The sequence below is a fragment of the Listeria monocytogenes ATCC 19117 genome, assembly GCF_000307025.1.
Classification (GTDB): Bacteria; Bacillota; Bacilli; order Lactobacillales; family Listeriaceae; genus Listeria; species Listeria monocytogenes_B.
Genome location: NC_018584.1, coordinates 1,565,300 through 1,578,148, shown reverse-complemented (window position 1 = coordinate 1,578,148; position 12,849 = coordinate 1,565,300). Strand labels below are relative to the sequence as shown.

Sequence of the window (12,849 nt, the reverse complement as noted above, 5' to 3'; positions counted from 1 at the left end):
ATAATGACATTAAATTCGTATGAAGAAGCATTAGATTGGATTCACGGAACGCTTCGTCTAGGAATAAAGCCTGGACTAGCTCGTATGGAGTATATGATGGAAAAGCTAAATCATCCGGAAAAAGCGAATAAGTGGGTACATATTGCTGGAACAAATGGAAAAGGCTCAACACTTACTTTTGTTAGAAATGCTCTAGAAGAAGCTGGATATAGAACGGGAACCTTCACTTCACCATACATTGAAGTTTTTAATGAACGAATTAGTATTAATGGTGAACCGATTAGCGATGAAATGATCGTTTCATTAGCTAACCGAATTAAACCTATTGCGGAAGAGCTAGAAAAAACTATTTATGGACCACCTTCAGAATTTGAAATTATTACAGCTATGATGTTTTTATGCTTTGCGGAATATGTTTCCATTGATATTGGTATTATCGAAGTAGGACTAGGCGGAAGACTGGACTCTACGAATATTCTAGTGCCACTAATTTCTGTAATTACCACGATTGGGATGGATCATATGGAATTCCTTGGGGATACAATCGAGCAAATTGCTAGTGAAAAAGCTGGCATAATTAAGCCAGGAATACCAGTTGTTTCAGGTGCTATACAAAAAGAAGCTCAAGAAGTTATAGCTAAGATAGCAAAAAAGAATAAATCCAATGTTGCTCAATTAAATGAGACTTTTTTCATGCATAATGAAAATGGAAATATAACTTATAAAACTATATATGGAGAAGAAATAAGCAATCTTTCCATTGGGCTGCTTGGTCTTCATCAATTGAATAATGCGGCGGTAGCTATTAAAGTATTACAGTACTTAAATACATTTTCTACCTTTGAAATTGGTTTGGCGGCAATTAAAAAAGGCTTGGAAAAAGCATTTTGGCCAGGAAGAATGGAGAAAATCATTTCAAATCCATTTATTATGCTGGATGGAGCGCATAATCCAGAAGGTATTAAAACATTCGCTCATTCCATCCAAAAGTATTCTGGGCCTAAGAAAATAATCGTGAGTATATTAGCTGATAAAAACTATCAAGAAATGTTAGGAATGTTAAAGTCCATTCCCAATACAGAAATAATACTAACTACTTTTGATTATCCTAGAGCTATGATGGCGGAAGAAGTAATACAAATAGGAAAAAATGAAGGTATTTCTTTGAACCCAGATTGGCAGCAAGTATTAGGTAATCTTTACGAAACGGAGACTAATACGAAAATCTTTATTACAGGATCGCTTTATTTCATTTCAGAAGTGCGGAAATATTTGTTGGCCTCAAAACGTTAATCTTTTGAATAAATCGAGTATACTGTGAGAAATAAAAAAGAACAAATAGCTAAAAAAGGATTTTCAGAAGATAAAATATATAAAAACACCTGTTTTCCACTAATGAAAATAGGTGTTTTTGTTATGCAATAGAAGGTGGAAAAGTGATTTTAGCTATGTGCAAAAAGATTTCGTCTCTGCTATTCTGTTTTTAACAACTAGGAGGTGACAGATGATTTACTTTTTATTAGCTATTTATAGTGCAGTATTTATGTCGTTCATTCAAGTCGCAGGAGAATGTTTTCCAGTGAAAAAATCATTTTTATTCCGTTTTTCGGAGTGTAATTTTTGTCAAAAGACACTTGCTTTCTATCATATCATTCCCGTTTTTTCCTTTCTTTTTTTTAGAGGAAAGTCTAGATGCTGTGAAAGACCTATTCCGATAATCTACTTTTTAATGGAATTAGTAACACCAATCTATATACTTCTTCTGTACATTCAATTTTCTTTTTCATATTCGTTTCTTCTTTACTACATTATTTATTTTTTTTTAGCTTTTTTCTTTATCACAGATATTTTTTATTTGTATGTCCCTAACTCAATATTAATTGTATTTTTCTGTGTACTGGCAATCATTGCCATCTTATATAACCAAACTTTGATGGATTTCATTTTTTCAGGGGTAATCAGCTGTCTTTTTTATCTTCTTTTTTTTATTATTTTTCGAAAAGGAATTGGACTTGGCGATATCAAAATACTTATTATTTTAAGTACTTTTTTAGGTTTTAAAATAGGATATTATATCTTTTTTCTAGCAATTATTATAGGGACAATAATATTATTAACTGCATTGATATTAAATAAAGTGAAGAAAAATAAGCAAGTTCCATTTGTTCCGTATATATATGTTTCCTTTCTGCTGATTAGTATTTTGATAAAATAGGAGCTGTTCTTATGTTGATACATGAAATATCAGAGAATGAAAAACCACGCGAAAAGCTACAGAATTATGGGATAGAAGCACTTTCATCTTCGGAATTGGTTGCTTTAATTATTGAAACAGGGACTAAAAATGAGTCAGTTTTGACGATAGCTAATCGAATCATCATGAAATTCAAAAACGTGGGCGAAATGCAATATGCTTCTATAGAAGAATTTCAGTTAGTTAATGGTATCGGAATAGCAAAAGCTTCTAAAATCATGGCTGCGATTGAACTTGGAAGACGTATCGGCATCGTAACGGAGCAGGAAGAAGTGGTTGTTAGGTGTCCCGAAGATGCGGTAAAACTTGTAATGCCAGAGCTTGCTTTTCTTTTTCAAGAACATTTCCATTGTCTATTTTTAAATACCAAAAACCAAGTAATATATCGGCAAACGATTTTTGTTGGTGGTCTGAATGCTTCCATCGTTCATCCTAGAGAAGTTTTTAGATTAGCGCTCAGGAAATCAGCAGCATCAATCATGTGCTTTCACAACCATCCATCTGGTGATCCGACTCCTTCTAGTGAAGACTTGCTTGTAACAAAAAGGTTAGCTGAAGCTGGTAATATTGTCGGAATTACCTTACTAGATCATATTATCATTGGCAAGAATAAGTATATTAGTTTGAAAGAAAAAGGTTACTTTTAAATCAAGAATACTGTTCACAAAATGTCTACAGACAACGTTTGCTACCTTATGCTAAAGTGAGTACCAATAAAATGTAAAGGTGGCTTATTGTGCAAAATAAATGGAGAGTATATAAAGATAATATTATCGTCTTTTCAATAGTTATCGGTATGTTTGCCATTCCAGTTTTTCTTTGTCTGATTGAATTTTTTAAGTGAAAATTTATCCTTTCAAAAGTATATTCTTAGTAAATTTAGTAACGCTCAAAAAATGTTTTTAAAGAAAAGTTAAAATTTTTTCCTTCTCATGAAAAATTAATGTCTCATAGTCTTACTTATGTTATAATAAGATGGTTGTTTATGTGTCTAAACAGAAACATTGACACAAAGGGATAAGGTAACATTAATTTAATGGACGAATAAGGAAACTTAATGTATCCTGTAGAATATTACGAAGGAAAAGGAGAATACAGATGTTTGGATTTGGTAATAAAGATATTGGAATTGATTTAGGAACAGCGAACACACTTGTCTATATGAAGGGAAAAGGTATTGTCCTTCGTGAACCTTCCGTTGTAGCAATGAAAAAAGACACTCAAGAAATAGTTGCAGTTGGTAGCGATGCAAAAAATATGATTGGTAGAACACCAGGAAATATCGTTGCAATTCGTCCAATGAAAGATGGTGTTATTGCTGATTATGATACAACTGCAGCAATGATGAAGTATTACATACAAAAAGCTGGTAAAAGTGTTAATGCAAGTAAACCACGCGTAATGATATGTGTACCTTCTGGAATTACAGGTGTAGAAAAACGTGCTGTTATTGATGCGACTCGTCAAGCAGGAGCTAAAGATGCATTTACAATTGAAGAGCCATTTGCTGCGGCTATTGGTGCTGGGCTTCCAGTTGGCGAGCCTACAGGTAGCATGGTTGTAGATATTGGTGGAGGAACTACAGAAGTTGCTGTTATTTCTCTAGGTGGTATTGTAACCAGTCGCTCTGTAAGAACTGCTGGTGATGATTTAGATGAAGTTATCATTAATTACATTCGTAAAAAATATAATCTATTAATTGGTGATCGTACTGCCGAAGCAATCAAAATGGAAATTGGCTCAGCTAGTCCAAATGGTTTGGACTTATCTCCATTTAGCATTCGAGGACGTGATTTAGTAACTGGACTTCCTAAAACTATTGAAATTACTCCAGAAGAAATTAGCGAAGCACTTGCTGATACAGTAGCAGCGATTATTGATGCTGTAAAAGGAACACTTGAAAATACGCCACCAGAATTGTCAGCTGATATTATGGATAAAGGTATTGTACTCACAGGTGGGGGAGCTCTTTTACGTAATTTAGATACAGTTATTTCCGAAGAAACAAAAATGCCTGTTATTATTGCAGATGAACCACTTGATTGTGTTGCAATTGGAACAGGGAAAGCTTTGGAAAATATGGATATGTATAAACGCAAAAAAATGAACTAAATGGACACGCTCATTTATGTCATATAACAAGATGAATTAGCTTCAAAAAAATGGAAAAAGAGTACTAACGAGATGAGGTGTCGTTATGCCACAATTTTTTCTCAATAAACGTTTGATTATCTTGTTAATATCTATTATTGTTCTCGTCGCGCTAGTTGGTTTTTCTTTACGTGATCGTGAGAATGCTTCGTGGCCAGAACAATTTGTGAAAGATGTTGTTGGATTTGGCGAAAATATAGTAGCTAAGCCTACTTCATTTATCTCAGGTGCAGTTGATGGAGTGGTTGATTTAAAAAACACTTATACTGAAAACCAACATCTAAAAGAACGTTTAGAAGAATTGGCACAACTTGAAAGTGAAGTTGCAGACTTAAAAAAAGAAAATAAAGATTTAAAAGAAAGTCTTGATATTACGGATAGTATTCGTGACTACGATCCACTTAATGCTTCTGTTATTTCTAGAAATCCTACTAATTGGAATGATCAAGTAGAAATCGACAAAGGTTCAAGTGATGGAGTAAAACCGGATATGGCAGTTACAACACCAAGTGGTCTTATTGGTAAAGTAACAACGACAGGCGCTAAATCAGCTACGGTTGAATTATTAACTTCGTCGGATGTTAAAAACCGTGTTTCTGCTAAAGTGCAGGGCAAGGAAAATGCATTCGGGATTATCAATGGTTATGACAGTGATACTAAGTTATTAGAATTAAAACAATTACCGTATGACATGAAATTTAAAAAAGGACAGAAAGTTGTTACTTCTGGACTCGGTGGAAAATTCCCAGCAGGTATCTTTATCGGTACAATTGAAAAAGTAGAAACTGATAAAATGGGATTATCTCAAACCGCGTTTATTAAGCCAGGTGCTGACATGTATGATCTAAATCATGTTACTGTGTTGAAGCGTTCAGCGGAAGCAGGGACAACGGATGACGATACAACTAGTTCAGACACGACTGGAGGACAATAATCATGAACGTTAAGAAAAACATTGCACTTCCTGCAATCATGGTTGGAACCTTTATTCTTGAGGGTGTTTTTAGTCTTCAGTTTGCGAATGGTCTGTTTAATGATAGACATCTTTTTATTCCACATTTTTTACTTATTATGTTGACGATTATGACTTGTTTTTATAAACGAAATACGACTTTAGCATATGCTTTTATTCTAGGCTTGCTGTTTGATATTTATTATACTGGCGTGATGGGCATTTATTTTGCTATCTTCCCGTTTACAGTGTATATCACAGATAAATTTATGAAAGTGTTGCAAAATAATATACTTTTGGTTGGGTTAATTGCGATATTTAATATTATTCTTACAGAAAGTTTAGTATATGCGTTTTATTATTTGATTGGTACGACAACCATGTCTATCCCAGTTTTTATTGATCAGCGTTTATGGACAACCATTTTGATTAATTTAGCATTCTTTTTAGTTGTCTTTTTCCCATTCCGATTGTTTCTTGATCGTTTGGTTAAATCAGAATAACTATCGTAATTTTAACAGTTTGAAGTCGCTATTACTTGAAAAAGTATGACTGTGGAGAATATCCACAGTTTGCGATTTCAAGCTGTTTTTTCAAAAAAAGTATTTTTTTATTATCATTTAATTTGAGTTAGTGTATACTAAAGGCTAGAGTATAAATGTTGCGGGGTGAAATGGTATATGAAGAAGAATGTTCAAATTAAAGGCACAAAAGATGGCATTAGTATTTTTCTTAGTGATAAAGCGAGTATATCTGAATTGCAACAAGAACTAACTCAATTGCTTGCAGATCAGAAACAAAACCCATACTCTGGTGAAAAATTAGAGGTGCAAGTTCAAATTGGTAACCGTCTGTTTTCAGAGGAAGAAGAACGTGAAATATCAACTATTATTCATGAGAATAGCCAAATGAAAATTAGTGCATTTTATAGTAATGTGATGTCTAAAGACGAGGCCAAAAAATGGAAAGAAAATGATCAAATTTTTTCTATGGCAACGATTATTCGTTCTGGACAAGTTGTTCAGGTTCCAGGGGATTTTTTGCTAATTGGCGATGTTAATCCTGGGGGACAAATCCGTTCAAATGGCAATGTATTTGTTCTAGGGAATATTAAAGGAATTATTCATGCTGGCTTTGAAGGCAACGGAAATGCTATTGTAGCAGGAAAATTTCTTTATCCCTCACAAGTTAGAATTGCCGATAAGGTATACGGATTTGATAGTGAGGATTATAAAGAGGTCACTGAAACAGATTTGTTTTCTGCATTTGTAAATGATGCAGGTGAGATAGTAATTGATGGAATACATAAGATAAGAAAAATTAGACCTGAAATTTCTAATTTTCAAGGAGGGCGTTAAACATGGGAGAAGCTATAGTCATTACTTCTGGGAAAGGTGGAGTAGGAAAAACTACTTCAACTGCTAACTTGGGAACGGCACTTGCTCTTCAAGGTAAGAAAGTGTGCTTGATTGATATGGATATCGGCCTTCGCAATTTAGATGTTGTTTTAGGTCTTGAAAATCGAATTATTTATGATTTAGTAGATGTGGTAGAAGGTCGCTGTAAAATTCATCAAGCAATGATTAAAGATAAACGTTTTGATGATTTACTTTTCTTGCTTCCAGCGGCGCAAACTACTGATAAAAATGCTGTTTCGGGTGAACAAATGGTGGATTTAATTAATCAACTCCGCCCAGACTATGATTTTATTTTAATTGATTGTCCTGCAGGAATTGAAACTGGCTATAAAAATGCCGTTGCTGGTGCAGACAAAGCAATTGTAGTTACAACGCCAGAAATATCAGCAGTTCGTGATGCAGATAGAATTATCGGTTTACTGGAAAAAGAAGATATTGAGCCACCAAAATTAATTATTAACCGTATTCGTACACAAATGATGATGAATGGTGATGTAATGGATATTGATGAAATTACCACACATTTATCAATTGAATTACTTGGTATTATCATTGATGATGATGAAGTTATTCGCTCTTCGAACAGTGGGGATCCTGTCGCTATGTTACCAAATAACCGTGCTTCACAAGGTTATCGTAATATTGCTCGACGTATTCTTGGAGAATCTATCCCTTTAATGTCGATTGAAACAAAAAAAGCGGGATTTTTCGCTCGCTTAAAGCAACTTTTTAGCGGGAAATAAAAAATTAGACCCTTTATCTTTAAGATGAAGGGTCTTTATAAAAGGTGATTGTATGAAAAAGCTAGTAGTAAGTGCGGCTCCTATAGAAAAACGAATAGCAGCAATGGAAGATGATTTGTTAATAGATATTGAAATTGTACGACCTTCTGAAAAAGTTCAAGTTGGTGATATTTATTATGGATTTATTCAAAAAATCGATCGAAAAGTGGAAGCAGCTTTTGTTGATTTAGGTAATAATAACAAAGGTTTCATCCATTTAAAAGATATTCCGGAAAGCTATGATAAAACGCAAGGTGCTAAAATTCCAGTTCAAATTGTGCGGGAAGGCAGCGCGACGAAACTTCCGTTATTAACTGGTATACTGGAATTTTCTGGTGACTTGCTTATTTATTTGTATGGAAAAGAATATATTTCTATTTCTAAAAGAATAGGAGACAAAATCAGATTAAAGAAAATAACGGAAACCATGGTGGAAGAAAATGAAGCGGTAATTATTCGATCTAATGCAGAATTTGCGACGAAAGAGCAATTGCAACAAGCCTTGGTTCAAGCGAGAGATAAACATCAAACATTATTAAAAGAAGCTAGCAAGCGGAAAAAACCTGGCTTACTATTATCAGTGGCTTCGGGAATTTTAAATAGTACGAAACAGTTCATTCAACGATACGCACCATCAGAAGTAATTACGGATGATTTTGAGTTTGCTAAAATGCTAGAAATGCTATGGCCGGATAAGCAAATCATCATAAAGAAAAGCGCTGATTTATTTGCGGACCTAGGTATCAAAGCTCAAATAGATAGGCTCGCACGACCAGTGGTTCATTTAAGTAATGGTTCTTCTTTATTTATTGAAAAAACAGAAGCGATGTGGGTTGTTGATGTAAACTCAGGTAAATTTAAAGGTACCACAGCAAAAGAAAAAACAGTAGAATCAGTAAATCTCAAAGCAGTTCCTGAAATCCTTCGACAAATTAGGTTACGTAATATGAGTGGGATGATATTAGTGGATTTTATTGGAGGAATGTCAGAATTGGGCTACACAGCGCTTTATGAAGCGTTAGAGATCAAAACTCGCGAAGAATATATTACAACACAAGTTGCTGCTTTATCGCAGTCAGGGCTATTACAACTGACGAGACGCAAAAAACAGCAATCCTTTTTAGAAACGACAACGATGCCTTGTCCAGTTTGTTATGCGACGGGCCATGTGGCTTCCAAAGAGACGCTTGCTTTCGAATTAGAACGAGAGCTTTCAGGGATTATGCAAAATGAGCCAAGCAATATCCAAATTATTACGACAGAAGATGTTTTAGATACTTTTTTAGATTTGAATACGCTAAGTAATGCGCCAATTGATTGGGAAGTGGCGGATGAAAGAGTCCCGTTTTATCAAATTGGCCGGGTGGAAAACTAAAATCAACAATTGGTTGACATAGGCTGCTTGCTTATGCTATCATTTTACTGTTATGTTTGTAGCGCACCAAGCTACAACCGCACAGAGCTGGGTCAAGTATTTACTTCGTGTAAATCCCCTGTGATGGCGAGTCTTAGTATATGAGGAGGTGCAAGTATGTACGCAATTATTGAAACAGGTGGGAAACAAATCAAAGTAGAAGCAGGCCAAGAGATCTATGTTGAGAAATTAGCAGGTGAAGTTGGTGATGTTGTTACTTTTGACAAAGTTCTATTCGTAGGTGGAGATTCCGCTAAAGTTGGCGTTCCATTCGTGGAAGGCGCAACTGTAACAGCTAAAGTTGAAAAACAAGGCCGTGCGAAGAAATTGACAGTTTATAAATATAAACCGAAAAAGAACTACCACAAAAAACAAGGTCATCGTCAACCTTACACAAAATTAACTATTGATGCTATCAATGCTTAATTTGAAAGGACGAAAACAATGATTCAAGTCGATGTTATGCGAGAAGACAACCAAATAATTTCTTTTACAATGAGTGGACACGCCGATTTTGCCGAACATGGCAGTGATTTGGTATGTGCAGGAGCATCCTCTATTGCTTTTGGAATGGTGAATGCTATTTCGGAAGTACGTGATTTTGAGCCTGTAATAGAAGAGTCGGAGGGTTACCTTTACTATTCTGTGCCTGCTGATTATGTCGGAGATGACGTGGTGCAAATCTTGCTTACAGGGATGGAAAATCAACTAAGGTCATTAGCGTACAGCTATCCTGATCATATAAAAATTAACTCCAAATAGGAGGTGGAATTTCATGTTAAAATTTGATATTCAACATTTTGCGCACAAAAAGGGTGGCGGTTCGACTTCTAACGGACGTGACTCTGAATCAAAACGTTTAGGTGCAAAACGTGCGGACGGACAATTTGTTACTGGTGGATCTATCCTTTACCGTCAACGTGGTACTAAAATCTATCCAGGAACTAACGTAGGACGTGGCGGCGATGATACTTTATTCGCTAAAACTGACGGCGTTGTACGTTTCGAACGTATGGGACGCGACAAGAAAAAAGTTAGCGTTTATCCTGAAGTACAAGAAGCTTAAATACAAATTTAAAACCGCCACTTGTGGCGGTTTTTTTGTGTTTTCATCTTTGTGAATTAATTTCTTTTAAAAAGGGTTATAACTCTCGTGAATTGGGGTAAATGTAAAGAGGCAGATGAAGAGACATTGTGAAAAATAGGACAAGTCGTTTGATTGACAGCGTTTTCTTGATATGATTAAATAGACTCAAGTTAATTAAAATGTCAGGAGAAGAGATGACAATCGAAACGATGCAAGGGTACTAGTGTGCCTACGTTTTGATTGTCATTCTTTTTTTGAAGTTAATTGATAATCGGAATGTAAGGGGACTAGTAAGTGTTAAAATTCCGGTGATACAAATAAGCAAGAAGAAGGAGTTGGAAAAGATGATTGACACAAGTTTAGCAACACAATTTCTAGGTGAAGTTATTGGTACGGCTATCCTAATTATTTTAGGTGCTGGTGTCGTAGCAGGTGTTTCACTGAAAAGATCTAAAGCGGAGAATGGCGGCTGGGTCGTTATTACTTTAGCTTGGGGGCTAGGTGTTACAATGGGTGTATATGTTTCAGGATATATGAGTATGGCCCATCTTAACCCTGCTGTAACTATTGGTATGGCGCTTGCAGGTGCTTTCCCGTGGAATTACGTATTGCCATATATTCTTGCTCAGTTTATCGGAGCATTTATTGGGGCAACGCTAATATGGTTACATTACTATCCTCACTGGAAACAAACAGAAGACAAACCAACAAAACTAGGTGTTTTTGCAACGGCGCCAGCTATTCGCCATTTTACATCTAACTTTTTTGGTGAAGCATTAGGTACTTTTATTTTAGTATTTGGATTACTATCACTAGGTGCAAATTCTTTTTCAGATGGATTAAATCCACTTGTTGTCGGCGCATTAATCGTAGCTATCGGGATGTCTCTTGGTGGAACTACTGGTTATGCCATCAACCCAGCTCGTGACCTTGGACCGAGAATTGCGCATTTTGTTTGGCCGATTTCTGGCAAAGGTGGATCTGATTGGGGTTACTCATGGGTTCCAGTTATTGGACCAATCATGGGCGGTGCATTAGGTGCTTTAGGGTATAATGCCATTATTAACGGAGAACTAGGAATGTGGTTCTGGGTGTTCGCAGTATTATTTGTTTTAATTCTTATTTTAACGATGCAACTCGACAAGAAAAAAGATTTAGCATAAGCTAGAATAATAACTAGCTCCAAGCGAAGGTCTTCGGGCTTTCGTTGTACTTAAAACTAGAGGAGGAATTTTACATGGAAAAGAAATATATTTTAGCACTGGATCAAGGAACAACGAGTTCAAGAGCGATGATTATTGACGAAGAAGGAGAAGTAATTGGCGTTGCACAAGAAGAATTTGATCAAATTTTTCCTAAACCAGGTTGGGTTGAACATAATGCCAATGAAATCTGGGCTTCGATTTTAGCTGTTATTGCAGGCGTATTACTCAAAACAAATATTTCTTCTAAAGAAATTGCTGGGATTGGTATTACAAACCAACGTGAAACTACTGTTATTTGGGATAAAGAAAGCGGAAATCCAATTTATAATGCGATTGTTTGGCAATCTCGTCAAACAGAAGATATTTGTAAACAATTACGTAAAGACGGCTATGAAGATACCATTCGTTCTAAAACTGGTCTTTTGATTGATCCGTATTTTGCGGGTACAAAAGCTCGCTGGATTCTCGACCATGTAGATGGTGCGCAAGAACGTGCTGAAAAAGGAGAACTTCTTTTCGGAACAATCGATACTTGGTTAGTTTGGAAATTAACTGGTGGTCGTGCTCATATTACAGATTATTCCAATGCTTCTCGGACACTTCTTTATAATATTTACGATTTAGAGTGGGATGATGAACTTCTAAAAATGCTTAATATCCCAAAAGCAATGTTACCTGAAGTTCGTCCTTCCTCTGAAGTGTATGCGGACACAGTGCCTTATCACTTCTTTGGTGAAGAAGTGCCGGTTGCAGGTATTGCTGGTGACCAACAAGCCGCTTTATTCGGACAAGGTTGTTTTGAAAAAGGGATGGCGAAAAATACTTATGGAACTGGTTGTTTCTTACTAATGAACACTGGGGAAAAAGCAGTCCGTTCTGAAAACGGCTTATTAACAACACTAGCTTGGGGAATTGATGGAAAAGTAGAATATGCACTTGAAGGTAGTATATTCGTTGCTGGTTCGGCTATTCAGTGGTTACGTGACGGGTTACGAATGGTTCGTCAATCAAGCGATTCTGAAAACTATGCGAGCCGGATTGAATCTAGTGATGGTGTATATGTTGTACCAGCATTCGTTGGTTTAGGCGCACCTTACTGGGATTCCGATGTTCGTGGTGCTGTTTTTGGATTAACTCGTGGTACCGAAAAAGAACAATTTATCCGTGCGACATTGGAATCTCTTGCTTATCAAACAAGAGACGTGCTTTATGCAATGGAACAAGATTCTGGTATTAGCTTAAAAACGTTACGTGTGGATGGCGGGGCTTCTGCTAATAACTTCTTAATGCAATTCCAATCCGATATTCTAGGCGTTCCGGTAGAACGTCCAGAAAACAAAGAAACAACCGTTCTAGGTGCGGCATTCTTAGCTGGACTTGCGGTAGGCGTTTGGAAAGACAAAAACGAAATTAAAAAACATTGGAAACTAGACAAACGTTTTGAAGTAGAAATGAAAGATGAACAAAGAGAAGATTTATATGAAGGTTGGCATAAAGCTGTCAAAGCTGCACAAGCCTTTAAATAAAATTTTAAGATGCGCCAAATGTGTAAAAGCATTTGGCGCTTTTTTGTTATGTAAAACAAA

General features: G+C 35.9%; 14 protein-coding genes and 1 other annotated feature. All 14 genes read left to right on the top strand.

The genetic code is table 11. The features are described 5' to 3' along the window. The first annotated feature begins 3 nt into the window (after window positions 1–3). The 14 genes from LMOATCC19117_RS07835 (at window position 4) to glpK (ending at window position 12,789) form a co-directional block, all read left to right on the top strand. On the top strand, window positions 4–1,293 hold the full coding sequence (locus LMOATCC19117_RS07835) for a bifunctional folylpolyglutamate synthase/dihydrofolate synthase (protein WP_003725678.1): 1,290 nt from the start codon (window positions 4–6) through the stop codon (window positions 1,291–1,293). A 211-nt stretch (window positions 1,294–1,504) separates the two neighbouring features. Further along, a complete protein-coding gene (locus tag LMOATCC19117_RS07830) occupies window positions 1,505–2,215 on the top strand; it encodes a prepilin peptidase (protein WP_003725677.1) in 711 nt (236 codons plus the stop codon). An 11-nt stretch (window positions 2,216–2,226) separates the two neighbouring features. Then, entirely contained in the window at window positions 2,227–2,901 is a 675-nt protein-coding gene (radC, locus tag LMOATCC19117_RS07825; RefSeq protein ID WP_003725676.1) for a RadC family protein, read from the top strand. 451 nt (window positions 2,902–3,352) lie between these two features. Further along, window positions 3,353–4,366 (top strand): rod shape-determining protein, encoded by a 1,014-nt coding sequence (locus tag LMOATCC19117_RS07820; RefSeq protein ID WP_003727393.1) that lies wholly within the window; start codon window positions 3,353–3,355, stop codon window positions 4,364–4,366. Between the two features lie 85 nt (window positions 4,367–4,451). Continuing rightward, the gene (mreC, locus tag LMOATCC19117_RS07815; RefSeq protein WP_003725674.1) at window positions 4,452–5,339 is read left to right on the top strand and encodes a rod shape-determining protein MreC; all 888 of its coding nucleotides are present in this window, start codon (window positions 4,452–4,454) and stop codon (window positions 5,337–5,339) included. A 2-nt stretch (window positions 5,340–5,341) separates the two neighbouring features. Beyond that, window positions 5,342–5,860: a rod shape-determining protein MreD gene (mreD, locus tag LMOATCC19117_RS07810; RefSeq protein ID WP_003723228.1), complete on the top strand. Its 519-nt coding sequence runs from the start codon at window positions 5,342–5,344 to the stop codon at window positions 5,858–5,860. A gap of 177 nt (window positions 5,861–6,037) precedes the next feature. Next, on the top strand, window positions 6,038–6,715 hold the full coding sequence (minC, locus tag LMOATCC19117_RS07805) for a septum site-determining protein MinC (protein ID WP_003725673.1): 678 nt from the start codon (window positions 6,038–6,040) through the stop codon (window positions 6,713–6,715). A gap of 2 nt (window positions 6,716–6,717) precedes the next feature. Further along, window positions 6,718–7,518 (top strand): septum site-determining protein MinD, encoded by an 801-nt coding sequence (minD, locus tag LMOATCC19117_RS07800; protein WP_003723226.1) that lies wholly within the window; start codon window positions 6,718–6,720, stop codon window positions 7,516–7,518. Between the two features lie 52 nt (window positions 7,519–7,570). Beyond that, window positions 7,571–8,932, top strand: a complete 1,362-nt coding sequence (locus tag LMOATCC19117_RS07795; protein ID WP_003727394.1) for an Rne/Rng family ribonuclease — start codon at window positions 7,571–7,573, stop codon at window positions 8,930–8,932. 65 nt (window positions 8,933–8,997) lie between these two features. Continuing rightward, window positions 8,998–9,076: a sequence feature (ribosomal protein L21 leader region), on the top strand. Window positions 9,077–9,088: 12 nt separating this feature from the next. Next, the gene (rplU, locus tag LMOATCC19117_RS07790) at window positions 9,089–9,397 is read left to right on the top strand and encodes a 50S ribosomal protein L21 (protein WP_003726868.1); all 309 of its coding nucleotides are present in this window, start codon (window positions 9,089–9,091) and stop codon (window positions 9,395–9,397) included. An 18-nt stretch (window positions 9,398–9,415) separates the two neighbouring features. Further along, window positions 9,416–9,733 (top strand): ribosomal-processing cysteine protease Prp, encoded by a 318-nt coding sequence (locus LMOATCC19117_RS07785; RefSeq protein ID WP_003726867.1) that lies wholly within the window; start codon window positions 9,416–9,418, stop codon window positions 9,731–9,733. A gap of 13 nt (window positions 9,734–9,746) precedes the next feature. After that, window positions 9,747–10,037 (top strand): 50S ribosomal protein L27, encoded by a 291-nt coding sequence (gene rpmA / locus LMOATCC19117_RS07780; protein ID WP_003726866.1) that lies wholly within the window; start codon window positions 9,747–9,749, stop codon window positions 10,035–10,037. A 365-nt stretch (window positions 10,038–10,402) separates the two neighbouring features. Next, complete coding sequence (locus LMOATCC19117_RS07775) at window positions 10,403–11,221, top strand: MIP/aquaporin family protein (protein ID WP_003727395.1); 819 nt, start codon at window positions 10,403–10,405, stop codon at window positions 11,219–11,221. A gap of 74 nt (window positions 11,222–11,295) precedes the next feature. Further along, window positions 11,296–12,789: a glycerol kinase GlpK gene (gene glpK / locus LMOATCC19117_RS07770; RefSeq protein ID WP_003726648.1), complete on the top strand. Its 1,494-nt coding sequence runs from the start codon at window positions 11,296–11,298 to the stop codon at window positions 12,787–12,789. The last annotated feature ends 60 nt before the right edge of the window (window positions 12,790–12,849 follow it).